Here is a 23,961-nt window from a genome sequence, read left to right on the forward strand (position 1 = left end):
CGAAAGGATCGGTCTGATGACGGAGTTGCGGATTGGCACGCGCGAGCGCGAGCGGGTCGTGCGGTCGCTGATGCGGCACCAGGGGATGGGGCGGCTCACGGCGCAGGAATATCAGGAGCGGGTGGCGCGAGCCCGGGCGGCGGTCGTGGCCAGCGATCTCGACGGCTTGCTCGACGACCTCGAGGCACCGGCGGAGCCACGCGAGCACGAGTGACGACCTCGTCAGTCCGGGTCGTGGGCAGTCCGGGTGGGATGGAGGCTGATCCAGCCCATCTCGGCCGCGCGAGCGCCGAGCTCGAAGCGGCTGGAGACGCCCAGGCGTTCGCTCAGTTGCGTCACGGTGCGACGGACCGTGCGGACCGAGACGTCCATGCGGCGTGCGATGGCGGCGTCCTTGCGACCCTGCGCGAAGTGGCGGAGCAACTCGAGCTCGACGGCGGAGGGGCCGTCGCTCGGAGGTGTGGGTGCACCCAGGGGCTCAGCCTGCTGCCACCGGAACTCGAAGAGCCAGGTCAGGGCCATGACCAGGCCGGGGCTGCGCACCACCACGGCCCCGGCAGACCGGTCCTCGGGGTCACGGACGACGAGGGCGGTGCGGTTGTCGAAGACCAGGGTGCGGACCGGGACGACAGGTGCCAGAGCCACCTGTGCCCCGTGCTCCTCCAGCCAGCGCAGGTAGGCCATCAGCTCGGGCTGGCTGCGGGCTGAGCTGAGATAGATGCTGCGGACCCGGACGCCCTTGTCGAGGAGGGCGAGGTCCTGGTCGCGGGACTGCCGCAGCGCGGCGGGGCCTGGGTTGTGGTCCACCAGGGCCAGCACCTCCGAGGTGCACTCGGCGTTCATCTGGTGCAGGAAGGTGACGACCTCGCTGGCGCTGTCCAGGGTCTGGGACTCCGGCTCCTCGGTGCTCAGGCTCTGGACCTGGCGGAGCAGTCGCGCAGCCTCCGAGGAGGATGCGCGCATGCGTGAGACACGGTCGATCGAGGTGGCGGCGCTGGCTTCAGCTGCGGCGACGATCCGGTTGATCGGGGCGTCGAGGGAGACGGCGACGAGCAACTCCTCGCGCACATGGTCACAGCGCACCAGGCCGAGCTCGATGAGCCGCGAAGTCACGGGCGCCAACGCGTCGGCGTTGGTGCCCAGCGTGGCCGCGATCGCCTCGGACTCCAGCGGCCCTTGCGTGAGGAGCACGGCATACACCCCGGCGCCAGCGGGGTCCTCGCCCGCGTCGGAGAGCACCTCGGACAACACCTTGGTCAGCTCCGAACACTCCGTGTCCACGTGCCCTCCACATCCCGTGGAACGTGGCCTGATGCGCAATTGCTGTCATGGCCCGTTCCGGACAACTCGAATTTCCCCACGAGGTTCGCGGCGCCGCTAGCGTGCGAACTACGACCACTCTAGCGACGAACGATGGAGCACTCCCATGAAGGTTCTCATGTCCCTGAAGGTTTTCACCGCGACGGCGATTGCCGCCCTCGCCCTCCTGGCCCCCACTGCGGCCAGCGCAGCGGAGACAGAGGTTGACCCCGCGTGCATCACGTGTTGGGATCACACCGAGTGACGGCCCGTGCGGTCCTCCCACGAGAGCGTCCGCCCCACCACACGATCACCGAAGAATCCCTGGGCGCAACACCGCTCGCCGAACGGTGGAACTGTCTGGACGTGAGTGAACGACGCGCCCCTCTTTATCCAGCGACGCCGTTAAATCGATTCCTGAATAGTGACCGGAATGTTATAAAAATTTGGGAATCCCCCGGGTGTCATTGGTACGTTTGAGCGCGCGGCGCCTCCTCCTGGGGTCATCCGGCTCCGGCCGCTCGGCGTGCTGTGACGCATGCGCTGACACTGCAGGGACGTTGAGGTGCTGTCCGAGATGTCAGCGTACGGTTGATGTCAAGACCTGAGGAGCTCATCACGGTGTCAGTGATCAGGGCGGAGCATGCCTACAAAGTGTTCGGTCGCCGCCCAGAGCGGGCGGTGGAGCGGCTGCGGGCCGGGGCGGACCGCGAGGAGTTGCACCGCGAGGGCGTGACTGCCGCAGTCATCGACGCCTCCTTCGAGGTCAATGCTGGAGAGATCTTCGTCGTGATGGGACTGTCCGGATCGGGCAAGTCGACCCTCATCCGGATGGTCAACGGTCTGTTGACCCCGACGGCTGGCCAGGTCGAGGTCGCTGGTCACAACGTCAAGGACCTGGACGACAAGGGACTGCGCACGTTGCGCCGCGAAAAGATCAGCATGGTCTTCCAGCACTTCGCACTCCTGCCGCACCGCACGGTCGGTGAGAACGCTGCCTACGGCCTGACCCTGCAGGGCATCAACCGGGCCGACCGGCAGGCCCAGGCCGAGCGGGCCCTGGAGATGGTCGGCCTCGGCGGGTGGGGCGGCTCGCTGCCCGGCGAGCTCTCCGGTGGCATGCGCCAGCGCGTCGGACTGGCCCGGGCTCTGGCCGCCGGCACCGACGTGCTGCTGATGGACGAGGCGTTCAGCGCGCTCGACCCGCTCATCCGCCGCGAGATGCAGGATCAGCTCATCGAGCTGCAGCAGCGGCTGGACAAGACGATCCTGTTCATCACCCACGACCTCAACGAGGCGATGCGTCTCGGCGACCGGATCGCGATGATGCGCGACGGCCGGATCGTGCAGATCGGGACCGCCGAGCAGATCCTCAACGACCCCGCCAACGACTATGTCGCCCAGTTCGTCCAGGACGTCGACCGCACTAGGGTGCTGACTGCATCCTCGGTCATGGAGCCTCCCGTGGCGGTGCTCGGCTCCGAGCAGGGCCCGCGCACGGCGCACCGCCTGATGCGCGAGCACCAGCTCTCGCACCTGATGGTCGTCGACCGCCGCTATTCGCTCCTGGGTGTGGTGCGTGAGGACGACGTGGCCCGTGCGGTGGAGCTGCAGCAGGACGACCTGACCGGCCTCGTCGAGCCCGTCGTCACGGTGGCGCCCGACGTGGCGCTGGCCGACCTGTTCGCCGCCTCGGCGGTGAGCCCGGACGCGCTGGCGGTCATGGACGGCACCCGGCTGGTGGGTGTCATCCCGAGGGTGACCATGCTCAGCGCCCTGGCCAGCGTGGGCGGGCAGGACGTTGCTGAGGCTGACATCCATGCCGTGGGCGGGAGCCAGGCTTTTGCCGAGGCTGGCGCGGCAGGAGGAGAACTCTGATGATGCTGCCCACGATGGACACCGTCGAGTCGGGGATCCCGCGGATCCCCGTCGGCGAGTGGATCGACACCGGTTTCGACTGGGTCAAGACCAACTTCCGCGAGTTCTTCAACCTCCTCGCGGACGGCATCGAGAACGCGGTGGACGGCCTGGCCGACCTCCTTGCGTGGCCACCGGCGATCGCCGTGGTGATCGCGTTGTCGCTGCTTGCCTGGCTCGCCCGCGACTGGAAGCTGGGGCTGGGATCGTTGCTCAGCCTCGGTGCCGTCATCGGCATGGACCAGTGGGAGAACTCCATGGTCACGCTGGCGCTGGTCGTCGTGGCCACGGTCGTGGCGCTGGTGATTGCGATCCCGCTGGGCATTGCGGCCGCCCGCTGGGACGGACTCAGCGCGGCCATCCGACCCGTCATGGACCTGATGCAGACCATGCCAGCCTTTGTGTGGCTGGTCCCGGTCGTCACCCTCTTCAGCATCGGCGTGCCCGGCGCGCTGATTGCCACCGTCATCTTTGCGCTGCCTCCGGGGGTGCGGCTGACAGAGCTCGGCATCCGACAGGTCGATGCCGAGGTCGTCGAGGCGGGTCAGGCCTTTGGCGGCACACCGCGACAGATCCTGAGCGGCATCCAGTTCCCCCTGGCGATGCCCACCATCATGGCCGGGGTCAACCAGGTCATCATGCTGGCGCTGTCGATGGCCGTGATCGCCGGGCTGGTCGGCGCCGGCGGCCTGGGCGGTGCGGTGGTCTCGGCGATCATGACGCTCAACATCGGGCTGGGCTTCGAGGCCGGGCTGTCGGTGGTCGTGCTCGCGATCTATCTGGACCGGGTCACCGCCTCGGTGGGTGGTGGTGGCTTCTCACTGTTGCGCCGACGTGGGCGCAGTTCCGGCGTCGTGCCAGTGCAGGCAGTGGATGAGGACGCTGATCTCGAGGGACGAAAGGCGATGGTCTGAGCTGGGCTGATGCGACGGCGGACCTGAGTCCGCAGCACCTGCGGCCGCGAGGCCGACAAACTCCCCCAAGGAGGAACAACTTCATGAAACACACTTCGATGATCATGCGCACCGGAGCCATCACCGGCCTGCTCGCGCTGACCCTGACCGCCTGCGGCTCCGACGGGGGTGACAGCGAGGACGACGCCAACGCTGGCGACAACGCAGCCGAGGGCACCGACGAGGGTGGCGAGGACGCTGCTGGCGGCGGTGAGGGCGGCACCATCACGCTGGGCATCATCCCGTCGTGGACGGACGGTCTCAGCACGGCATACCTCTGGAAGAACGTCCTCGAGGGCGAGGGCTACGAGGTCGAGATCACCGAGATCGCCGATGCCGGCCTGCTCTACACCGGCGTCGCCAACGGCGATATCGACATCTATCCCTCGGCCTGGCCCGAGGTGACGCACGCCTCCTACATGGAGGAGTACGGCGACCAACTCGAGGACCTCGGCGCCTACTACGAAAACGCGAAACTCACCTTCGCCGTGCCGGAGTACACCGAGATCAACTCGATCGCTGAACTGCCGGACAACGTCGACATGTTCGGCGGCGAGATCATCGGGATCGAGCCCGGCGCCGGCCTGACCAAGGCGACCAAGGAGTCGGTCATGCCGACCTACGGCCTTGATGACTACACCCTGGTCGAGTCGTCCACGACGGCGATGCTCACCGAGCTGGGGACCGCGATCGACAACGAGGAGGACATCGTCGTCACGCTGTGGCGGCCGTTCTGGGCCAACAGCGAGTTCCCGGTCAAGGACCTGGAGGACCCGGAGGGTGCCCTCGGCGAGGCGGAGACGCTGAACGCGATCGCCACGGCGGGCTTCAGCGATGAGTTCCCCGAGGTTGCTGAGATGTTTGCCAACTTCAAGCTCGACGACGACGCCTACGGCTCGTTGGAGGACACGGTTGTCAATGAGTTTGGTGGCGGTCAGGAAGCCGAGGCCATCGAGGCCTGGCTCGAGGCCAACCCTGACTTCGTCGGGACCCTGACGGGCTGATCGCAGGCAGCGCAGATCAGCACGGCCCGTTCCGGAGTTTTCACTCCGGGGCGGGCCGTTGCTGTGGGCAGGGGGTCGCTGCCGTGGCCCACGGGTCGGTCCGCTCCACGGACTGTTGCCGTGGGCGCGCGACGTAGACTCGCGCCCCGTGACTGAAGTGCAGCAACCGGGGCTGGAGCCCGGCCGCGAGTTTGTCCTGACCGTGTCCTGCCAGGACCGGCGCGGCGTCGTGCACGCCGTGGCCGGCGTCATGATGGAGCAGCAGCTGACGATCCTCGACAGCCAGCAGTTCGGCGACGCCAGCACTGGAGAGTTCCACCTGCGGATGCACCTGCGACGTGAGGGCGCTCCGCTGGCACCGGAAGAGCTGGAGACGGCGCTCGCTCCGACCGTGCGCGAGTTTGGCATGCAGTGGGGGCTGACGGACCGCTCGGTGCGGCACCGGATCCTGGTGATGGTCAGCCGGCAGGGTCATGTCCTCAACGACCTGCTCTTTCGCACCCGCACCGGTCTCATGGACGTGGAGATCCCCGTCATCGTCTCCAACCACGAGGACTTCCGGGCACTGGCCGAGTGGCACGGGATCCCGTTCCATCACGTGCCGGTCACCCCGGACACCAAGGGCCAGGCCGAGGCGCAACTGCGCGAACTGATCGCCGCGCACCAGGTCGACACGGTCGTGCTGGCCCGCTACATGCAGGTGCTCTCCGAGGGGCTGTGCGCCGAGCTGCCCGGCCGGATCATCAACATCCACCACTCACTGCTGCCCAGTTTCAAGGGTGCCAAGCCCTACACCCAGGCCCACGACCGTGGAGTGAAGGTGATCGGGGCGACAGCGCACTATGTGACCGCGGACCTGGACGAGGGGCCGATCATCGAGCAGGACTTCCGGCGTGTGGACCACCGGATGAGCCCGGCCGAGCTGGCCTCGGTCGGCCAGGAGCTCGAGGCCATGGCGCTGTCGCGGGCCGTGCGCTGGCACGCCGAGCAACGGGTGGTGCTGCGCGGTCGGCGCACCGTCGTCTTCGACTGACTCACCCTCGCGCGCAGCCCGTCCTCGACAGGGCACACGGCGTTGCGTCCCCAGCGGGAACCGGGGCGCGCCGCGTTGCGTTCGAGAGGTGACCGAGCGCGCCGTGTCACGGCTCGATGATCGTCACGCCCGGTGTGGACGCGCTGTCCATCGCCGCCAGGGCTGCCGGCGCCTCCTCAAGGGTGATCGTGCGGCCGAGCAGCCGCTCCGGGGCCAGCCGTCCTGACGCAATGTCAGCCAGCATCCGTGGGTAGTCCCGTGCCGGCATACCGTGGCTGCCCAGCACCTGCAGCTCCCGGGCGATCACGGTGTGCATCGGCACGGTGGCCCGGTCGCCGACGACCGCCGGGGGCAGGAGCCCGATCTGCAGGTGTCTCCCACGGATCGCCAGGCTCCGGATCGCTGCCTCCGCGGTCACGACACTGCCCAGCGCCTCGACTGCCACGTCCGCCCCACCTTCGGTGAGCTCGCGAACCCGCTCCGCCACGTCTCCGTTGCCAGCATCAAGGACGCTCCCGGCGCCGAGGCTGGTCGCCAGGTCGAGGGCCCCGCGGTCGACGTCGATCGCGATCACCTCAGCACCCCGCGAGTGCGCGATCATCACCGCAGCCAGCCCGACACCGCCGCAGCCGAACACGGTGACCGTCTCCCGGGCGCGCACCTGACCCACGTCCACCACAGCCCGATATGCCGTGGCGAACCGGCACCCCAACCCTGCCGCGACGGCGAAACTCACCGAGTCCGGGAGCGCGACCACGTTGAAGTCGGCCCAGGGCAGGGCCACGTAGTCCGCGAACGAACCGGGCCCGTTGACCCCGGGCTGCCACTGGTCAGGACAGACGTGGGAGGCGCCCGCTCGGCAGACGCGGCACTGCCCGCACCCCAGGGCGAAGGGGAAGGTGACCCGCTGCCCGGGCACCACGCGCTCGACCCCTGCGCCCACCGCGTGGATGACGCCCGCGAACTCGTGGCCCGGCGTGTGCGGGAGGACGGTGATGTCCGTGTCGTGGCCCGCCCAGCCGTGCCAGTCCGAGCGGCACAAACCGGTGGCCCGCACCTCGACCACCACGCCGCCGTCCGGTGCGGGTGGCACGGGAACGTCTGTGACGGAGGGCAGCTCCCCGAAGGCGTTGAACGTCACCGTGCGCACTGTGGTCCTTTCTGTGTGATCACCGACCCTGGGTGGGCCTCATCATGACCCTGTCGCGGTGAGGGCATCGCGGACAGAGCCCGCCAAAGGAGACCCCTTGGGTGGGATAGCGATGATGATAGGACGGTGGGTCTCGATGGTGACCGTCGGATTGCCCGCGAGGGACGGGTCTGTTGCTGCGGCCTGTGCGCTGACCTTCCGGATTGCGGAGTACGGCACGACGAGGGATTCCGGACTTCTTGCGGAACAGGCCGTACTCCCAGGACGCGACCAGTCGGTCCTGGCGGGGCGCCGTGATGGTCATTTGGTTGCGTGCTCCGTCAGGCACGACTGACAGATATGCGTGACTGACTCGGTCGCTGGCCGTAGCAGCTGGGTCAGGTGATCCTCGTTGGTGCGGTAGAGCTGGGCGCTATCCTGCCCGAACTCTGCGTCCCCCGCGATCTCCGCGGAAGTAGTGACCGCGTCGATGCTCACGATGGGTCGTCATGAGACAAGTCCACATCATCCCGTCGCGGCAATGTCGCGTGACCGACGACGAGCCGATGTCGATACCCTCAGCCCATGGATTACAGCACGATGTTCCGGCTCGATGGCAAGCACGCAGTGGTGATCGGGTGCGGAGGCATCGGCGCAGAGATCGTCGAGGGTATGGCTGCCCAAGGCGCACGCGTGACCTGCCTGGACGCGCAGGAGGAGGTCGCGGCAGCTGCGGCGACCCGCGCGGCGGAGCACTCGGAGGCCGCGGCACGGCGGGCGGACGTGCTGGACCCCGGCAGCCTGGCGGACGTCGCTGCGCAGGTGGCGGACGTGGATGTGCTCGTCCTGACGGCGGCGACCAATGTGCGCAAACCGGTGCTCGACTACAGCGCCGCGGAGTTCGACCGCGTCGTGGACCTCAACCTGCGCGGGACCTTCAACGCGGTGCAGGCGTTCGCGCCGGCGATGGCAGCGCGGGGGAGCGGGTCGATCATCGCGCTGAGCTCGATCCGGGCGCTCGCGGTCGAGCCAGGACAAGGGGTGTATGCCGCCACGAAGGCTGGCATGGTCCAACTCCTGCGCGCGCTGGCCGCCGAGCTGGGTCCGCGCGGGGTGCGGGTCAACGCGGTGGCCCCCGGCGTGGTCGAGACACCGCTCACCGAGCAGATCCGTGCCGACGAGGCGTGGGGGCGGGCCTATGCCGAGAAGTCGGCGCTGGGTCGCTGGGCGCGACCCGAGGAGCTCGTCGGTGCGGTCGCCTACCTGGCCAGCGACGCCGCGAGCTTCGTGACGGGCAGCCAGCTGCTCGTCGACGGCGGGTGGACCGCGATCGACGGGCGATTCACCCCACCCTTCGGCTGACCGACGCGGACGCGTTGATCTAGAAAGCGTCATTTCTCTCGCTGACGCCCTGTGCCGGGGCAGAGGAGAATCCGTGCGGACCACCGGGTGCTTGCCAGAGGGCGCAGCAGGGGTCGGCACCCAGCGGGGCGCCTGCTCTATCCCTGTCCAAGGTGATCCTCAGAACTCCAGAATGTCGCGACCTCGCCAACGAACTCCCCATGCGGACAGGCGCTGTTGACCGCCAGCGTTGCAGCTCGCACGACGTGCCCCCAGCCACGCGGACTGTGCGCTTTTCGGCTGCGACGTCGGCATCCATGGCTGTCCGGGTGGCGACGTTGTACGTGGTGGCGCCAATCCATGCCGGTGCTCTTTCCAGGACTGATTGGCTGCCGGGGCTCTAGCGTGCTCGGCGATGCCGGCAGGCGCCCGACCAGCGGCTAATTGAAGATGTTGAGCCCCTGGCCCACCAGGTCGAGGAGGTCGATGGCGTTGAACCAGGACCGCTTCTTCTTCGGTCCACCCTGATAGTCCTGCATCGGCCGGGACCGGCTGGCCACCTCGGCGGCACGGGGCACGGTGATGCCCGGGTCGTCGTCGGGGAGCACGGCCGGGACGATCTCCAGGTGGTGGAGCAGCGCGACGAGAGCGGCCTCCTGGTCGTTGGCGCCGCGGCCCTCGGCGAGCACCTCGCGCAGGCGCGCGCGGACCGTGGACTCCGGGTGCGGATCTCTGGGCAGGTGGATGCCGGGGGACCACACCGCGGCGTCGTGCAGCACGCCGCGGCTGACGAGCCGGGCCAGAGCGGCCTCCAGCACGCCCTCGCCGGCGAGCTTCTCGACGGCGGCGACCGGGGTCAGGGCGGTCACGCTGTGGGCCGCCACGTCCAGGAGCGGATCGCCCGTTGAGGTGGTGCGCTGCAGGGCGAGCGTGTCGCCCTCGACGGCGAGCGCACGGCGCAGCGACAACTCGAAGACCAGCGCGAGGGCGACCCCCTGCGAGGCCTCGCGCTCGGGCACCTCGCAGTGCCCGGTCTCGTCGTCCATGAGCAGCAGCACCAGCTCCTCGGCCAGCAGCATCGACATCGCGTTCCTCCCAGAGCAGATCTGTGCGCACCCCTGCGACGGGCCGTGCTCGGTGACGGTTCCGTCGCCGCACCGGTCCCGCCTGCTGGACGGGTGCAGTGCCCCCACCGTATGTCGGCCGGCCGACTCCGCACCAGGCGTGCCCGTAACCTGTGAGCATGACCACGCAGCGGGATCCCATCGAGGAGGCGCACAGCCAGTGGGTGCGCCACGGGTGGGAGGACGCGGCGGACGGCATGTCGATGGTCACCTCGCTGGTGCGCGTCAACCAGCTGTTCCAGGAGCGCATTGACGCGGTGCTGCGACCGCTGGGTCTGACCTTCGCGCGCTACGAGATCCTGCGGCTGCTGGCCTTCGTCTCCAGCGGTGCCATGCCCATGACGCGCGTGGGGTCGCTGCTGCAGGTGCACCCCACGAGCGTCACCAGTGCGGTCGACCGGCTGGTCCGTCAGGGCCATGTCGAGCGGGTGCGGAGCACGACGGACGGCCGGGTCGTCCTGGCGTCGCTGACCGACTCCGGCCGCGAGGTCGTGGCCGAGGCGACGGCCGGTCTCAACCAGGCGGTCTTCGAGGCTCCTGGCCTGCACCCGCAGCAGATCGAGCAGCTGACCGACCTGCTCGCTGACCTGCGCGCCGCGGCCGGTGACCACGTCGCCCGGGGCTCAGCACGAGCCTCGAGGTCATCCCCGCACGCGCCATCACGCACCGCCGTGAGCAATTGCCAGAAGATAGTTGGATGTCCTAGTATTTAACTGACGCCCCAGACCGAAGGACTCTTCATGCCCAAGCCAGCTCTCCAGAACCCGGTCCGCATCGTCACCGCGGCCAGCCTCTTTGACGGCCACGACGCGTCAATCAACATCATGCGGCGCATCATGCAGAGCCAGGGTGCCGAGGTGATCCACCTCGGGCACAACCGCTCCGTGCAGGAGGTGGTCGACGCGGTCCTGGACGAGGACGCCAACGGCGTCGCCGTGTCGTCCTACCAGGGCGGCCACGTGGAGTACTTCGAGTATCTCGTCCAGGAGCTGGCGGCAGCCGGGGCCGGTCACGTCAAGGTCGTCGGTGGTGGCGGCGGCGTCATCGTCGACGAGGAGATCACCCGGCTGCGCGAGTCGGGCGTGACCATCTTCAGCCCCGAGGACGGGCAGCGACTGGGCCTGCCGGGGATGATCGCCCAGGTCCTGCAGGACTGCGACTACCCGCTGTGGGAGACCGCCGCCGCCGACGTCGAGGCGGTCCTGGCCGGCGACCGGGTGGCGCTCTCCCGCGCCATCACCGGCGTCGAGGTCGGCGCCCTCCCTGACACCGACCGTCAGAAGTATGCCGACGCGGCCGCCGCGCGGACCGTGCCGGTCCTCGGCATCACCGGCACCGGAGGGTCGGGCAAGTCCTCGCTGACCGACGAGCTGGTGCGCCGGGTGCGGGTTGACCAGGGAGACCGGCTGCGCATCGCGGTGGTCGCGGTCGACCCGACCCGACGCAAGGGCGGCGGTGCCCTGCTGGGCGACCGCATCCGGATGAACTCCCTGGGGAGCATGACCCGCGCGGGCGCCACCGAGGAGACCGAGTCCACCGGCGGCAGGACAGAGCTTTCGGGGGGTGCACGGGGGGCGGAGCCCCCCGTGGGTACCTACTTCCGCTCCATGGCCACCCGCGGGGACCGGGAGGTGCCTGATGCGCTGCCCGTCACGATCGACATCCTCAAGGCCGCCGGCTTCGACCTGATCGTCGTCGAGACGCCTGGCATCGGCCAGGGCGACGCGGGCATCGTGCCCCTCTCGGACGTCTCGCTCTATGTCATGACGCCGGAGTTCGGCGCCGCCTCCCAGCTGGAGAAGATCGACATGCTCGACTTCGCCGACGTGGTGGCCATCAACAAGTTCGAGCGCCGCGGCGCCATGGACGCCATGCGTGACGTCGGCCGCCAACTGGTGCGCAACCGGGAGGCGTTCGGCAAGAAGCCGCAGGACATGCCGGTCTTCGGCACCTCCGCGGCGACCTTCAACGACGACGGCGTGACCGCGCTCTATCAGGAGCTGCGCTCGCAACTGGCCGAGGTGGGCCTGTCCGTCCAGGACGGTGTGCTCCCGGCCGTGGACGTGCGCCACTCCTCCGGCATCCGCCAGGTCGTGCCCGCCACCAGGGTCCGCTACCTCTCGGAGATCACCGAGACCATCCGCGGCTACCACCAGGACACCGAGAAGTTCGCCCAGGCGGCACGCCGCGTCGAGCGACTGGCCATGGTGGACGACGAGCTCGCGGCCGCCGGCAAGGTTGACCACGGCGTCGACGAGCTGCTCGAGGGCGCCCGCCGCGAGGTGCCCGTCGAGATCCAGGATCTGATCGAGGGCTGGCCGGCCCGGGTGGAGTCCTACTCCGGCGACGAGCAGGTCGTTCGGGTGCGCGACAAGGAGCTGCGCACCGCCCTGACCAAGGAGTCGCTCTCCGGCAACCGGGTCCCTCGGGTGGCCTTGCCGGCATACGACGAGGCCGGCGCGCTGGTGCGCTTCTGGCGGCGCGAGAACCTGCCCGGCTACTTCCCCTACACCGCCGGCGTCTTCCCGTTTAAGCGCGACAACGAGGACCCGGCGCGCATGTTTGCCGGCGAGGGTGACCCGTTCCGCACCAACCGCCGCTTCAAGCTGCTGTCTGAGGGTCAGCCCGCGACTCGGCTGTCGACGGCCTTCGACTCGGTGACCCTCTATGGTCAGGACCCCGCCGAGCGCCCCGACATCTACGGCAAGGTCGGCACCTCGGGAGTCTCCGTCGCGACGCTGGAGGACATGAAGGCGTTGTATGACGGGTTCGACCTGCTCGCGCCCACCACCTCGGTGTCGATGACCATCAACGGGCCGGCGCCGACCGTGCTCGCCTTCTTCCTCAACACCGCGATTGACCAGCAGTTGGACGCCTTCCGGGAGCGGGAGGGTCGCGAGCCCTCGGGCGCCGAGTCCGAGGAGCTGCGCGCCCACGCGTTGGCCAGCGTCCGCGGCACCGTCCAGGCGGACATCCTCAAGGAGGACCAGGGGCAGAACACGTGCCTGTTCACCACCGAGTTCTCGCTGCGGATGATGGGCGACATCCAGCAGTGGTTCATCGACCAGGGGGTGCGCAACTTCTACTCGGTGTCCATCTCCGGCTACCACATCGCCGAGGCGGGGGCCAACCCGATCAGCCAGCTGGCCTTCACCCTGGCCAACGGCTTCACCTATGTCGAGTCCTACCTCGCGCGCGGGATGGACATCAACGACTTCGCGCCCAACCTGTCCTTCTTCTTCTCCAACGGCATGGATGTGGAGTACTCCGTCATCGGTCGGGTGGCGCGGCGCATCTGGGCGATCGCGATGCGGGAGAAGTATGGCGCCAACGACCGCAGCCAGAAGCTGAAGTACCACGTGCAGACCTCGGGCCGCTCCCTGCACGCCCAGGAGATGGACTTCAACGACATCCGCACCACGCTGCAGGCGCTGATCGCGATCTATGACAACGCCCAGAGCCTGCACACCAATGCGTATGACGAGGCCGTCACCACCCCTTCGACAGAGTCCGTCCGCCGGGCCCTGGCGATCCAGATGATCATCAACCGCGAGTGGGGCCTGGCGATGAACGAGAACCCCAACCAGGGCTCGTTCATCATCGATCAGCTCACCGACCTGGTGGAGGAGGCCGTGCTGCTGGAGTTCGACCGGATCTCCGACCGTGGCGGCGTGCTGGGCGCGATGGAGACGGGCTACCAGCGCGGCAGGATCCAGGACGAGTCGATGCTCTATGAGCACCGCAAGCACGACGGGTCGTTGCCGATCATCGGCGTCAACACCTTCCGGGCCCCCAAGGAGGAGCGCGAGCCGGTGGTGGTCGAGCTGGCCCGGGCCACGTCCCAGGAGAAGGAGTCCCAGCTCGCGCGCGTGGCCGACTTCCAGAAGCGGCACGAGAGCGAAGCCACGGAGGCGCTGGCCCGTCTGAAGGAGGTGGCGATGTCTGGCGACAATGTCTTCGCCGTGCTCATGGACGCCGCCCGGGTGTGCTCCCTGGGGCAGATCACCGACGCCTTCTTCGAGGTCGGTGGGCAGTACCGGCGCAACGTCTGAGTCCGGTCGAACGCCCTACGGGACCTTCCGACGAGCGTTTGCGCAGCTCGGGCCGACCAGGTTGGGTGGTGCTGTGATCCGATTCCCACAGCCCCTGCAACCTGGCGACCGCATCGGCGTCACCAGCCCGTCGAGTGGTGTGCCGCAGACACTGTGGCCCCGCCTGGAGTTCGCCACCGGCTGGCTGGTCGAGCGCGGCTATGACGTCGTGGTCGGGCAGTGCATGGACGGCGACGACTCCCACGTCAGCGCCCCCGCGGTGGAGCGCGCCGACGAGTTGCAGCGGATGCTGACCGATCCCGCGATCCGCGCCGTCGTGCCACCGTGGGGCGGGGAGACCGCCATCGACCTCGTCGACCTGCTCGACTGGGACACCATCGCCGCGGCTGAGCCCACCTGGCTGGTCGGGTTCAGCGACCTCTCGACCCTGCTGCTGCCGCTCACGTTGCGCGCCGGCTGGGCCAGCCTGCACGGTGTCAACCTGATGGACACCCCGTATGCCGCAGCACCCGGCCTCGCGCACTGGACCGAGGTGGCCGCCGCCACCGGTCCCGTGACCCAGCAGCAGAGCGGCGTCTACCGGAGCGGTGCCTTCGATGACTGGGAAGAGGACCCGAGCCCCACGGCATACGTCCTGGAGGGCACTGGCGCCTGGGAGGTGGCCGATGATGACGAGATCGAGGTCAGCGGTCGGCTCATCGGTGGCTGCATCGAGACGATCCACCACCTGGCCGGCTCCGCGTTCGGCGACGTCGCGGCCTTCGGCCAGCAGCATGCCGAGGAGGGGCTGATCGTCTATCTGGAGGCGGGCGAGGCGCCGGCCCTGGAGACCTGCCGGATCCTGCACGGGCTGCGTCTGGCGGGGTGGTTCGAGCACGCCCGCGCCATCCTCATCGGCCGGACCGCGGCCCCGGACTCAGGAGACTTCACCCAGCGTGACGCCGTGCTCGACGCGCTGGAGGACCTGGACCTGCCGATCGTCTTCGACGTCGAGTGCGGCCACGTCGCGCCGATGATGCCGCTGGTCAACGGGGCGCTGGCCCACCTGACCGTCACCGACAACGAGCGCACGCTCGTGCAGGAGCTGGGTTAGCGAAAGGGGAACTTAGCCGCCCAGGGCGCGCAGGCGCGGGGCGAGGTCTTCCTCGAAGTGGGTCAGGAAGCGCTCCTGGTCATGGCCGGGGCCGTGGAAGACCAGGTGGTTGAAGCCGGCCTCGACATAGGGTCGCACCTGCTCGACGACCTCGTCGGGGTCCGCAGAGACGATCCACCGCTTGGCGACCTGCTCGATCGGCAGCTCGTCGGCAAACCGCTCCATCTCGATCGGGTCGTCGATGCTGTGCTTCTGCTCGGGAGTGAGTGACAGCGGTGCCCAGAAGCGGGTGTTCTCCAGCGCGACGTCGGCGTCGCGGTCGTAGGACAGCTTGATCTCGATCATCCGGTCGATGTCCGACATCTTGCGCCCGGACTTCTCTAGCCCCTCCTGCACGGCCGGCACCAGCTTGTCGGTGTAGAGCTCCATCCCCTTGCCCGAGGTGCAGATGAAGCCGTCACCGGAGCGTCCGGCATACCGTGCGACGAGGGGGCCACCGGCGGCGATGTAGACCGGCACGCCACCGTCGGGCACGTCATAGATGCTGGCGCCGGTGGTGCGGTAGTAGTCGCCCTCGAAGTCGACCCGGTCGCCCGTCCACAGCTCACGCATCAGGCGCACGGCCTCGCGCAGCCGGCCGAAGCGCTCCTTGAACTCTGGCCACTCCCCGTCCAGCCCACCGGTCGCGATCTCGTTGAGCGCCTCCCCGGTGCCGACACCGAGCACGACCCGCTCCGGAAACAGGCAACCCATCGTCGCGAAGGCCTGCGCGATGACCGCCGGGTTGTAGCGGAAGGTCGGTGTCATCACCGAGGTGCCCAGCACGATCCGATCGGTGAGGGCCCCGACCGCACTCATCCAGGAGATCGCAAACGGCGCGTGCCCACCGTTGTGCCGCCACGGCTGGAAGTGGTCGCTGACAAAGGCCGAGTCCATGCCGTGCGACTCGGCTGCGACCGCGAGGTCCACCAGCTCGCGGGGGCCGAACTGCTCGGCCGAGGCCTTGTAACCCAGTTTGAGTGTGCTCACGGTTGCACTCTTCCACAGCGCAATCAGCTGGACGGCGCCTGGGGGGAGCCGATAGACCTGAACTATGGGGGAACTCGGTCGCCGCGTCAGTGTGCACCTGCGGCGATCCGTGAACGCCCTCAGCGCGCGTGGGTGGTGAAGCGCACCTCCTGCCCGGGACGCAGCTGGGCGCACCGGTCCACGTCGAGGTCGTCGACATACCCGATGACCGGATAGCCACCGGTCACCGGGTGGTCGGCCAGGAAGAGCACGGGCAGCCCCGACGGGGGCATCTGCAGGGCGCCGCGCAGCATCCCCTCGCTGACCAGCTCACCGTCGCGGAGGCGGGGGAGCGGCTCTCCCGTCAGACGGACCCCGACCCGGTTGGACTGGCTGTCCACCGCATACACCTGGGAGGTCAGCAGGTCCCACGCCGCGTCGTCAAACCAGTCCCGACGCGGCCCGGGCGTGATGCGCACGGTCAGTCGCTCCGCGGACGGTTCAGGCACCGGGGCGACGTCCACCCCCGGCACAGGCCGGGGGGTGGTGCCGATGGGCAGCACGTCCCCCTGCTGGAGGAGCCCGGGTCCCAGGCCGGACAGTATGTCGGTCGCCCGGCTGCCCAGGACCGGCTCCACGTCGATGCCGCCCCGGACTGCGACGTAGGTGCGCAGACCGGCCTGCGGCGGGCCGAGGGTGAGGCGTTCGCCGGCACCGAGCCGGAAGGGTGCCAGGTGCGGCGCTCCCGGGCACCGAGCCCCGGTCGTGGCCACGACGAGGTCGGACCCGGCCTCCAGGGACAGTCCACCAAAGGTCGCCTCGAGCGTGGCCAGGGTCGGGTGGTTGCCCACGAGCGCGTTGGCAAGTCGGTGCGCGCCGCGGTCACAGGCGCCGGAGCGGCCGATGCCCAGGGCAGCCTGTCCGGGTCGGCCGAAGTCCTGCACCGTTGTCAGGGCTCCAGGCTCGAGCACCCGCAGGATCCTGCTCATGACGTCGACTCCACGAAGCGGACGGACGCACCCGGGGCGAGCAGCGCCGCCGGGTCGCGGTCCAGGTCGAAGACGTCGACCAGGGCATGACCGATCAGCTGCCAACCGCCGGGGGACTCACGGGGATAGACGCCGGTGAACTCCCCTGCCAGAGCGAGGGATCCGGGCGGCACCTTGGTGCGCGGGCTCGATCGGCGCGGGGTGTCCCAGGTGAACTTAGTCCCGGCGAGATAGCCGAAACCGGGCGCGAACCCGCAGAAGGCCACGGTCCAGTCCTCCTCGAGGTGGCGGCGCACCAGCTCCTCGGGTGAGCAGCCGAGCAGGTCGGCAGCCTCGGAGAGGTCCTCGCCGTCATAGCGCACCGGCACCTCGACGGGGGTGCTGTCGTGGCCGATGTGCTCCGCCGGCTCGATGCTCCGCAGCTCTCCCGCCAGCGCCCTGAGATCCGTCTCGCGGTCGCCGATGACCAGGATCGTGCGCCCGGCAGGGACCAGGTCCAGGATCGGCAGGTCGGCAGCCTGCAGCGCGGCATAGTTCGCGAGCACGTCTGGCAGGGAGTCGAACTCGAGCAGCAGGCCGCGCGATCCGCTGGGCAGGACGCGCACGTTAGCTCGCCCGGGTGAAGGGAGCCAGCGGCACCCCGGCGGTCTCGAGCGCGACGCGCACCTGGCGCGCGATCTCGACGGCGCCGGGAGTGTCTCCGTGCACGCAGATCGAGTCGGGTCGCAAGGTGATCGGGTCGCCGTTGATGTCCTCGATCGGCTCACCGGCTGCCATCGCGATGCAGCGGCGGGCAATCTGCTCCGGGTCGTGCAGGACCGAGTCCTTCTCCTTGCGGGAGACCAGGTGACCATTGGGAGTGTAGGCGCGGTCGGCGAAGGCCTCGTGCGCGATCTCCAGCCCGGCCACCTCGGCCAGCCGCAGCACCTCGGAGCCGGGCAGGCCCATCAGCACCAGGTCGCGGTCGAACGCCCGCACGGCCGCGACGACCGCCCCAGCCTGCTCCTTGTGGGTCACGATCGCGTTGTAGAGGCCGCCGTGTGGCTTGACGTAGGCGATCGTCCCGCCGGCCTGGCGGGTGATGGCGTCCAGGGCACCGATCTGATAGGTCACCTCGTCGCGCAGCGTCGGGGCGTCGACGTCGATGAAACGGCGCCCGAAGCCGGTCAGGTCGCGATAGGCGACGTGTGCCCCGATCGCCACCCCGTTGGCGACCGCCCGGGTCGTCACGTGCCGCATGATCGAGGGGTCCCCGGCGTGGAAGCCGCAGGCGACGTTGGCGCTGGTGACGATCGAGAGCAGTGCGTCGTCGTCGCCCATGGACCAACTGCCCAGGCCCTCGCCGAGGTCCGAGTTGAGATCAACAGACATGTCGTCCTCCTGTGTCAGCTGGGATGGTCAGCCGGTGATCAGGTCGATCGCGGGCTCGATGGAGCGGATTGCCAGATAGACCGTCAGCACCCATGCTGCCGTACCCAGCGCGGCCAGCCACTTGGGGTACTCGTAGCCGTGCAGCAGGTCGCGGCGGCGCCAGGCGACCCACATGATCACGCCGATGCCGACCGGGAGCAGGATCCCGTTGAACGCACCGGCGAAGACCAGGAGCTCCTGCGGGGCGGCGCCGATGGTCAGATAGAGGATGGTCGACAGCGCGATGAAGCCGACCACCAGCAGGTTGGTCGTGCGCGGGGAGGTCTTCTCCTGCGAGGTCAGGAAGGTCACGGTCGTGTAGGAGCAACCGATCACGCTGGTCAGGGCGGCCGCGGCGAAGATCACGCCGAACAGCCGCAGGCCCACGGTGCCGGCAGCCGCCTCGAAAGCGCTGGCCGCCATGTTGTCCGGGTCCAGAGCCGCTCCGGCGTGGATGACACCGAGGATGGCCAGGAACAGGATGACGCGCATGATGCCGGTCACGATGATCCCCAGGACGGCGCTCTGGGTGAGCTCGTTGACGCGGCTCGGTCCGGAGACGCCGGCGTCGAGCAGCCGGTGGGCGCCGGCATAGATGATGTAGCCGCCGATGGTGCCACCGATCAGGGTGGTGATCGCCAAGGCGCTGAAGGTCTCCGGTGCCACCGTGTTCTTCAGGGCGGACACGACCGGCGGGCCCGAGGTGATGGCGACATAGAGAGTCAGCAGGATCATCAGGGCGCCGAGGAGGACGACGATCCGGTCCATCGCCACCCCTGCGCGCTTGGAGAGGAAGACGCCGACGGCGACCAGCACCAGGATGATCGCCCCGAGCTTGACGTTGATGTCGGTCATGATGTTCATGCCCAGGCCGGCCCCGGCGACGTTGCCGATGTTGAAGACGAGGCCGCCGATCAGCAGCAGGCCCGCCATGAAGTAGCCGAGCCCGGGAAGGCTGAGGTTGCCCAGCTCCTGGGCGCGCCGGCCTGAGACGCCGATCACCCGCCACACGTTGGTCTGGACCGCGATGTCGGCGAGGATCGAGACCGCGATCGCAAACGCGAAGGCCGCACCGAGCTGGACCGTGAAGGTGGTTGTCTGGGTGATGAAGCCGGGCCCGATGGACGAGGTCGCCATGAGGAAGATCGCGCCGAGCAAGGTGCCCTTGCTGGTCACGGTGGGTGCCTTCGCGTCCGTCGGTGTTGCTGAGAGATTTTCGGCCATGTCAATCCTCCGCGTGGGGGGTCCTCCGTTGGACCCTAGAACTACGAAGGTACATTTTGTTGAACAATCTGTCTAGAGTGTTGAACAATCCGTCTGGGTGGGTCAGAATGAGGCATGGGCCAAGGTTCGACCGCACGGGCGGTCAGTGAGCACGTCAGCGACTGGATCACCGAGGGACGGCTGCTGCCCGGAGCCAAGGTGTCGGACACCGCGGTGGCCACCGAGCTCGAGGTCTCCCGCAACACCGTGCGTGAGGCCTTCCGCCTACTCGCCCACGACGGTCTCCTGGTTCACGAGTTCAACCGCGGTGTCTTCGTCCCCCTGGTGACCAGCGCCGATGTGCGGGACGTCTATCGCCTCCGCCGCGTCATCGAGCCGGCCGTCGTGCGGTCACTCAGCGCAGCGGACGTTCACCGCCTGGGCCCTCTGCAGGCGGCGGTCGGTGCAGCGCGGACCGCCTCGCGCCGGCGTGACTGGCCCGGCGTCGGCACCGCCAACATGCACTTCCACCGCTCACTCGTCGCGCTGGCCGGCAGTCCCCGCCTGGACGTCATGATGCGGCGGCTCACCGCCGAGCTGCGCCTGCTGTTTGCCGTGATCGACGACCCGCGCTTCCTCTATCAGCCCTTCGTCAAGCGCAACCGTGAGCTCCTCGCACTGATGGCCAAGGGCCGCTTCGAGGAGGGCGCCGGCTTCCTGGAGGCCTATCTCGTCGACTCCGAGGGGGCCATCGTGGCCGCCTTCGAGGAGAAGGAGCAGTCCGCCTGACACGGGTGCAGACTGAGGAGGCAGGGTCGTCTACCGAGGAGGTCAGGATGACGGTGACGGATACGCCCGAGGGTGCGCGCGCGGCATACCGACAGGGTGCAGTGGTGCCCACCAGCGGCCACGCGAGCGGCTTCACCCAGGCCAACCTCGTGATGCTGCCGCGGGAGTGGGCCTGGGACATGCTGTTGTTCGGCCAGCGCAACCCCCAGCCGGTGCCGCTGCTGGACGTGACCGAGCCGGGGTCTGCGCACACCGAGCTGGCGCCCGGGGCCGACCTGCGCACCGACCTGCCGCTCTATCGCGTATGGCGGGAGGGCGAGTTGGTCGAGGAGGTGCCGGAGATCTCAGGGCTGTGGCGCGAGGATCTCGTCTCGTTCCTGATCGGCTGCTCGTTCAGCTTCGAGCGGGCGCTGCTCGATGCGGGGGTGCCGGTGCGCAACATCGAGCAGGGGCGCAACGTGGCGATGTTCCGCACGAACCGGCAGTGCCGCCCCGCTGGGCGACTCTCCGGCGAGCTGGTCGTCTCGATGCGGCCGATCCCTGCGGCACTGGTGCCGACGGCGGTGCAGGTCACTGGGCGGATGCCGGCGGTCCACGGGGCGCCGGTGCACGTCGGAGACCCGACCTCGCTGGGCATCGCGGATCTGGGCGCTCCGGACTTCGGCGAGCCGATCCAGGCGCAGGGCGGCGATGTGCCGGTCTTCTGGGCCTGCGGTGTCACGCCGCAGGCCGCGCTGATGGCGTCCAAGCCGCCCTTTGCGATCACCCACGCGCCCGGGCACATGTTTGTCACGGACGTGCCGGACGCGGTCTATCGGCAACCCTGACCTCACCCGTCCCTCAGACTCAGTGAGCAGTTGTCCTACTCTCCATATTCATTCTTGACTTATATAAGACACCGCTGCATTATGGACGGGTGCACGCCTTCGACATCCTTGGCGATCCGGTGCGACGCCGGATCCTTGAGCTGCTCGCTGACGGTGAGGCGACAGCCGGGTCGGTGAGCGAGGTGATCCGCGCCGAGTTCGGCATCAGCCAGCCGGCCGTCTCCCAGCACCTGCGGGTGTTGCGGGAGGCGGGATTCGCGACAGTCCGCCCCGAGGGCACCCGGCGGATCTACGCGGTCCGACCAGAGGCGTTGCAGCAGGTCGACGAGTGGCTCACCCCGTTCCGCAGGTTCTGGGGTCCGCGACTGGCCGCCCTCGACACCGAGATCGCCCGCGGCAAGCGGGCGCGACGACAGGCCCAGGAGGATCCGACATGACTGAGCAGGACACGACCAGCACTCCCGGCGGGGCCGATGCTCACGCCATCACGCGCGAGCTGGTGGCCGGGACGAGAGGCGACGGCGAGACCAAGGTCCAGACCGTCGCCCAGGTCTACGACACGACGGTGGAGGACCTGTGGGACGCGGTGACCAACGCCGAGCGCCTGCCCCGCTGGTTCGCCCCTGTGAGCGGCGACCTGCAGCAGGGTGGCCGTTATCAGGTTGAGGGCAACGCCGGCGGCACGATCGAGGCCTGTGAGCCGCCGCACCGGTTCAGCGCGACGTGGGAGTTCGGGGGCCAGGTGACCTGGATCGCGGTCCGTGTGGTCCCGGAGGGCGCCGGCGCGCGCCTCGAGCTCGAGCACACTGCCCTGGTGCCCGAGGACACCAGCTTCTGGGACCAGTACGGTCCTGGCGCCACCGGCGTCGGCTGGGACCTGGCGTTCATGGGGCTGGGCAGGCACCTTGTCACCGGTGCCTCGATCGCCGGCGCCGCCGCAGAGGGCTGGGAGGCGACCCCGGAGGGGCTGGCCTTCATCACCGAGAGCAGTCGGTTGTGGTCCGAGGCGAGCATCGAGCACGGCACACCCCGCGAGGATGCCGCCGCGGCGCGGGACCGCACGACCGCGTTCTACACCGGGCAGCCGGCTGGCTGAGACGGAGATGGCGCCCGCCAGCGCTCACCACCGCGGTCTCGCCTGAGGCAGGGGAAAGCCCCGCCGGGGACAGGCCGGGGCTTTCCCCTGCGGGCGAGGCGGGCTCGTGGGGTGCCCGTCCTCACGGGGGAATCAGGCGTTGAAGTCGTCAGGAGAGTTGACCGAGTCAGGGCTGTTGGGCGTCTGCACCGACACCGGCGACTGCACGGACTGGACGGAGACCGGTGACTGGACGGACTGGGCGGACTGCACCGACTGGGCCGAGACGACCGAGGCCAGGGAGGCGATGGACTGCACGCTGGCCGACTGCACATCCTGGGCGGCGGCAGCCTCGCGGGCCTTGCTGAACGGGCTGCTCATGGATGGCACGGCCGTGGGGCTCCAGTCGCCGACCTTGCTGGCCAGCGCCGCCCACTGGCCGGTGCTGCCGGGGGCCTTGCCCTCGGCGATCGGACGCTGCTGGGTCAGTGCGACGGCGGCCGTCTCGGTGGTCGGGGCGCTCGAGCTGGCCCAGGTGGCGGCGGCGCTCGCGCCACCGATGGCGGTGATCGCGGTGGCGGCGACCACGACGGACCAGGCGCGGGACTTCGGGGTGGAGTTCATGATCTGTCCTTTCGGGACCGTGGTGGCTTTGACCGGGGCGGCGTGGGCCTGATGACTCAATGTTCGGGCCGCGAGATGAGCAGATTCTTTGACCAGGGTGAGAGAGTTCTCACGCTGGCTGGGACGATGGATGCTGGCGCACCCCTCCCGGACACGAGAGGCTGGGGCCAGGCGCCCGGAGTGAGGAGTTCGAGATGGCGAACGAGTTGATTGTCGTGGGCATGGACGGATCGGACCGGGCGCACGACGCGCTGCGCTTCGCCGTCGAGGAGGCGCACCGGCGCGACTGCCCCATCGAGGTGATCACGACCTGGCGCGAGGACAGTCCGGACGACACCCGTGAGAAGGCCGAGCAGATCCAGGAGCACGTGCGCACCCAGATCCTTGCCGGCCAGGACGACCTGCCCACGATCGCGTTCGAGGTCGTGGAGGGCCGGCCCGAGGAGGTCCTGGTCAGTGCGTCGGCCCGGGCGGACATCCTGGTGCTCGGTGCCCACGGCGTCCAGTCGATCCGCCGCGCAGCGCTCGGCTCCATCAGCGAGTATGTCGCGCGCCTGGCTTCCTGCCCCGTCGTCGTGATCCCGGTGGGTGCCTACAACTGAGCACCGAGCCCTTGCCACCGCGACCCCGAGACGTCAGGCTGGCAGGCATGAACGCTCACCCAGGAACCGAGGAGCTGGACAGCGCCACCTGTCTGGCGCTGCTGCGCGAGGTGCCCTTCGGACGTCTCGCCGTCATCGTCAACGGACGACCCGACATCTTTCCCGTCAACCATGCGGTGCACCACGGCTCGGTGGTCTTCCGCACCGCCAGTGGCTCCAAGCTGGAGGGGGCGGTGGGGCAACCCGTGGCCTATGAGGCCGACGGCGTGGACGAGTCCACCGGCACGGCCTGGAGCGTCGTCGTCTCCGGCACGGCCCACCAGATCCAGCAACTGCATGAGGTTCTCGAGGCGCTGGAACTGCCGGTCTTCCCCTGGCAGGGAGGCGCCAAGCCCACCTTCGTGCGCATCGACCCTGACTCGATCACCGGGCGAAGGTTCCCGATCCAGGGCGGTCTGGGCAGCGCGACGGGGCAGTAGGGGCGCATCT

The 23,961-nt window shown here is 69.0% G+C and carries 24 protein-coding genes; 15 read left to right on the forward strand and 9 right to left on the reverse strand.

Translation table 11 applies throughout. The features are described 5' to 3' along the window. The first annotated feature begins 16 nt into the window (after positions 1 to 16). A complete protein-coding gene (locus FNH13_RS02545; RefSeq protein WP_143782007.1) occupies positions 17 to 214 on the forward strand; it encodes a DUF1707 domain-containing protein in 198 nt (65 codons plus the stop codon). An 8-nt stretch (positions 215 to 222) separates the two neighbouring features. On the opposite strand, the gene FNH13_RS02550 is transcribed toward FNH13_RS02545, so the two are convergent. Continuing rightward, positions 223 to 1,281, reverse strand: coding sequence for a helix-turn-helix transcriptional regulator (locus FNH13_RS02550; protein WP_143782008.1), 1,059 nt, complete (start codon positions 1,279 to 1,281; stop codon positions 223 to 225). 612 nt (positions 1,282 to 1,893) lie between these two features. On the opposite strand from FNH13_RS02550, the gene FNH13_RS02555 reads away from it, so the two are divergent. The 4 genes from FNH13_RS02555 (at position 1,894) to purU (ending at position 6,206) form a co-directional block, all read left to right on the forward strand. Further along, positions 1,894 to 3,177 carry a quaternary amine ABC transporter ATP-binding protein gene (locus FNH13_RS02555; RefSeq protein WP_143782009.1) on the forward strand — a complete coding sequence of 428 codons (1,284 nt, stop codon included), beginning with the start codon at positions 1,894 to 1,896 and terminating at the stop codon, positions 3,175 to 3,177. Then, positions 3,177 to 4,130: an ABC transporter permease gene (locus FNH13_RS02560; RefSeq protein WP_228266548.1), complete on the forward strand. Its 954-nt coding sequence runs from the start codon at positions 3,177 to 3,179 to the stop codon at positions 4,128 to 4,130. The genes FNH13_RS02555 and FNH13_RS02560 overlap by 1 nt, the downstream gene beginning before the upstream one ends. Positions 4,131 to 4,213: 83 nt before the next feature. After that, on the forward strand, positions 4,214 to 5,173 hold the full coding sequence (locus tag FNH13_RS02565) for a glycine betaine ABC transporter substrate-binding protein (protein ID WP_228266550.1): 960 nt from the start codon (positions 4,214 to 4,216) through the stop codon (positions 5,171 to 5,173). Between the two features lie 148 nt (positions 5,174 to 5,321). After that, positions 5,322 to 6,206 (forward strand): formyltetrahydrofolate deformylase, encoded by an 885-nt coding sequence (purU, locus tag FNH13_RS02570; protein WP_202878849.1) that lies wholly within the window; start codon positions 5,322 to 5,324, stop codon positions 6,204 to 6,206. Between the two features lie 106 nt (positions 6,207 to 6,312). Here the strand turns inward: purU and FNH13_RS02575 are convergent, their stop codons facing one another. Next, positions 6,313 to 7,356 (reverse strand): zinc-binding dehydrogenase, encoded by a 1,044-nt coding sequence (locus FNH13_RS02575; RefSeq protein WP_143782010.1) that lies wholly within the window; start codon positions 7,354 to 7,356, stop codon positions 6,313 to 6,315. 564 nt (positions 7,357 to 7,920) lie between these two features. Here FNH13_RS02575 and FNH13_RS02580 point away from each other — a divergent pair. Further along, entirely contained in the window at positions 7,921 to 8,697 is a 777-nt protein-coding gene (locus FNH13_RS02580; protein ID WP_143782011.1) for an SDR family NAD(P)-dependent oxidoreductase, read from the forward strand. Between the two features lie 419 nt (positions 8,698 to 9,116). Here the strand turns inward: FNH13_RS02580 and FNH13_RS02585 are convergent, their stop codons facing one another. Further along, a complete protein-coding gene (locus FNH13_RS02585; RefSeq protein ID WP_143782012.1) occupies positions 9,117 to 9,761 on the reverse strand; it encodes a GOLPH3/VPS74 family protein in 645 nt (214 codons plus the stop codon). A 158-nt stretch (positions 9,762 to 9,919) separates the two neighbouring features. On the opposite strand from FNH13_RS02585, the gene FNH13_RS02590 reads away from it, so the two are divergent. From FNH13_RS02590 to FNH13_RS02600, 3 genes are all read left to right on the forward strand, one after another. Continuing rightward, positions 9,920 to 10,513: a MarR family winged helix-turn-helix transcriptional regulator gene (locus tag FNH13_RS02590; RefSeq protein ID WP_143782013.1), complete on the forward strand. Its 594-nt coding sequence runs from the start codon at positions 9,920 to 9,922 to the stop codon at positions 10,511 to 10,513. Between the two features lie 27 nt (positions 10,514 to 10,540). Next, positions 10,541 to 13,852, forward strand: coding sequence for a fused isobutyryl-CoA mutase/GTPase IcmF (gene icmF / locus FNH13_RS02595; RefSeq protein ID WP_143782014.1), 3,312 nt, complete (start codon positions 10,541 to 10,543; stop codon positions 13,850 to 13,852). Positions 13,853 to 13,925: 73 nt separating this feature from the next. Further along, positions 13,926 to 14,945 carry a S66 family peptidase gene (locus FNH13_RS02600; protein WP_228266552.1) on the forward strand — a complete coding sequence of 340 codons (1,020 nt, stop codon included), beginning with the start codon at positions 13,926 to 13,928 and terminating at the stop codon, positions 14,943 to 14,945. 12 nt (positions 14,946 to 14,957) lie between these two features. Here the strand turns inward: FNH13_RS02600 and fgd are convergent, their stop codons facing one another. From fgd to FNH13_RS02625, 5 genes are all read right to left on the reverse strand, one after another. Then, the gene (gene fgd, locus FNH13_RS02605; RefSeq protein WP_143782016.1) at positions 14,958 to 15,974 is read right to left on the reverse strand and encodes a glucose-6-phosphate dehydrogenase (coenzyme-F420); all 1,017 of its coding nucleotides are present in this window, start codon (positions 15,972 to 15,974) and stop codon (positions 14,958 to 14,960) included. 119 nt (positions 15,975 to 16,093) lie between these two features. Then, a complete protein-coding gene (locus FNH13_RS02610) occupies positions 16,094 to 16,942 on the reverse strand; it encodes a 5-oxoprolinase subunit C family protein (protein WP_202878850.1) in 849 nt (282 codons plus the stop codon). Then, complete coding sequence (locus FNH13_RS02615) at positions 16,939 to 17,547, reverse strand: 5-oxoprolinase subunit B family protein (protein WP_143782017.1); 609 nt, start codon at positions 17,545 to 17,547, stop codon at positions 16,939 to 16,941. The genes FNH13_RS02610 and FNH13_RS02615 overlap by 4 nt, the downstream gene beginning before the upstream one ends. A gap of 1 nt (position 17,548) precedes the next feature. After that, entirely contained in the window at positions 17,549 to 18,313 is a 765-nt protein-coding gene (locus tag FNH13_RS02620; protein ID WP_143782018.1) for a LamB/YcsF family protein, read from the reverse strand. Between the two features lie 27 nt (positions 18,314 to 18,340). After that, positions 18,341 to 19,576 (reverse strand): NRAMP family divalent metal transporter, encoded by a 1,236-nt coding sequence (locus FNH13_RS02625; protein ID WP_143782019.1) that lies wholly within the window; start codon positions 19,574 to 19,576, stop codon positions 18,341 to 18,343. Between the two features lie 114 nt (positions 19,577 to 19,690). On the opposite strand from FNH13_RS02625, the gene FNH13_RS02630 reads away from it, so the two are divergent. From FNH13_RS02630 to FNH13_RS02645, 4 genes are all read left to right on the forward strand, one after another. Continuing rightward, positions 19,691 to 20,344, forward strand: a complete 654-nt coding sequence (locus tag FNH13_RS02630; protein WP_143782020.1) for a GntR family transcriptional regulator — start codon at positions 19,691 to 19,693, stop codon at positions 20,342 to 20,344. Positions 20,345 to 20,391: 47 nt separating this feature from the next. Further along, on the forward strand, positions 20,392 to 21,171 hold the full coding sequence (locus tag FNH13_RS02635) for a putative hydro-lyase (protein ID WP_143782021.1): 780 nt from the start codon (positions 20,392 to 20,394) through the stop codon (positions 21,169 to 21,171). A gap of 89 nt (positions 21,172 to 21,260) precedes the next feature. After that, a complete protein-coding gene (locus FNH13_RS02640) occupies positions 21,261 to 21,608 on the forward strand; it encodes an ArsR/SmtB family transcription factor (protein WP_143782022.1) in 348 nt (115 codons plus the stop codon). Beyond that, positions 21,605 to 22,267, forward strand: coding sequence for an SRPBCC family protein (locus tag FNH13_RS02645; RefSeq protein WP_143782023.1), 663 nt, complete (start codon positions 21,605 to 21,607; stop codon positions 22,265 to 22,267). Before FNH13_RS02640 ends, FNH13_RS02645 begins: the two co-directional genes overlap by 4 nt. A gap of 132 nt (positions 22,268 to 22,399) precedes the next feature. Here the strand turns inward: FNH13_RS02645 and FNH13_RS02650 are convergent, their stop codons facing one another. Next, the gene (locus FNH13_RS02650; RefSeq protein ID WP_143782024.1) at positions 22,400 to 22,870 is read right to left on the reverse strand and encodes a hypothetical protein; all 471 of its coding nucleotides are present in this window, start codon (positions 22,868 to 22,870) and stop codon (positions 22,400 to 22,402) included. 194 nt (positions 22,871 to 23,064) lie between these two features. Here FNH13_RS02650 and FNH13_RS02655 point away from each other — a divergent pair, with 194 nt between their 5' ends. Together FNH13_RS02655 and FNH13_RS02660 are read left to right on the forward strand one after the other, a co-directional pair. Then, on the forward strand, positions 23,065 to 23,472 hold the full coding sequence (locus FNH13_RS02655; protein WP_143782025.1) for a universal stress protein: 408 nt from the start codon (positions 23,065 to 23,067) through the stop codon (positions 23,470 to 23,472). Between the two features lie 47 nt (positions 23,473 to 23,519). Continuing rightward, the gene (locus FNH13_RS02660; RefSeq protein ID WP_143782026.1) at positions 23,520 to 23,951 is read left to right on the forward strand and encodes a pyridoxamine 5'-phosphate oxidase family protein; all 432 of its coding nucleotides are present in this window, start codon (positions 23,520 to 23,522) and stop codon (positions 23,949 to 23,951) included. Positions 23,952 to 23,961: the final 10 nt, after the last annotated feature.

It is taken from the genome of Ornithinimicrobium ciconiae (assembly GCF_007197575.1).
Lineage (GTDB): Bacteria > Actinomycetota > Actinomycetes > Actinomycetales > Dermatophilaceae > Ornithinicoccus > Ornithinicoccus ciconiae.

Excerpts from the sequence above, each read along its gene's own strand:
- FNH13_RS02545 (WP_143782007.1), top strand. The coding sequence starts at position 17 with ATGACGGAGTTGCGGATTGGCACGCGCGAGCGCGAGCGGGTCGTGCGG.
- FNH13_RS02555 (WP_143782009.1), top strand. The coding sequence starts at position 1,894 with ATGTCAAGACCTGAGGAGCTCATCACGGTGTCAGTGATCAGGGCGGAG.
- FNH13_RS02560 (WP_228266548.1), top strand. The coding sequence starts at position 3,177 with ATGATGCTGCCCACGATGGACACCGTCGAGTCGGGGATCCCGCGGATC.
- FNH13_RS02565 (WP_228266550.1), top strand. The coding sequence starts at position 4,214 with ATGAAACACACTTCGATGATCATGCGCACCGGAGCCATCACCGGCCTG.
- FNH13_RS02580 (WP_143782011.1), top strand. The coding sequence starts at position 7,921 with ATGGATTACAGCACGATGTTCCGGCTCGATGGCAAGCACGCAGTGGTG.
- FNH13_RS02585 (WP_143782012.1), bottom strand. The coding sequence starts at position 9,761 with ATGTCGATGCTGCTGGCCGAGGAGCTGGTGCTGCTGCTCATGGACGAC.
- FNH13_RS02590 (WP_143782013.1), top strand. The coding sequence starts at position 9,920 with ATGACCACGCAGCGGGATCCCATCGAGGAGGCGCACAGCCAGTGGGTG.
- icmF (WP_143782014.1), top strand. The coding sequence starts at position 10,541 with ATGCCCAAGCCAGCTCTCCAGAACCCGGTCCGCATCGTCACCGCGGCC.
- FNH13_RS02610 (WP_202878850.1), bottom strand. The coding sequence starts at position 16,942 with ATGAGCAGGATCCTGCGGGTGCTCGAGCCTGGAGCCCTGACAACGGTG.
- FNH13_RS02620 (WP_143782018.1), bottom strand. The coding sequence starts at position 18,313 with ATGTCTGTTGATCTCAACTCGGACCTCGGCGAGGGCCTGGGCAGTTGG.
- FNH13_RS02625 (WP_143782019.1), bottom strand. The coding sequence starts at position 19,576 with ATGGCCGAAAATCTCTCAGCAACACCGACGGACGCGAAGGCACCCACC.
- FNH13_RS02630 (WP_143782020.1), top strand. The coding sequence starts at position 19,691 with ATGGGCCAAGGTTCGACCGCACGGGCGGTCAGTGAGCACGTCAGCGAC.
- FNH13_RS02635 (WP_143782021.1), top strand. The coding sequence starts at position 20,392 with ATGACGGTGACGGATACGCCCGAGGGTGCGCGCGCGGCATACCGACAG.
- FNH13_RS02645 (WP_143782023.1), top strand. The coding sequence starts at position 21,605 with ATGACTGAGCAGGACACGACCAGCACTCCCGGCGGGGCCGATGCTCAC.
- FNH13_RS02650 (WP_143782024.1), bottom strand. The coding sequence starts at position 22,870 with ATGAACTCCACCCCGAAGTCCCGCGCCTGGTCCGTCGTGGTCGCCGCC.
- FNH13_RS02655 (WP_143782025.1), top strand. The coding sequence starts at position 23,065 with ATGGCGAACGAGTTGATTGTCGTGGGCATGGACGGATCGGACCGGGCG.
- FNH13_RS02660 (WP_143782026.1), top strand. The coding sequence starts at position 23,520 with ATGAACGCTCACCCAGGAACCGAGGAGCTGGACAGCGCCACCTGTCTG.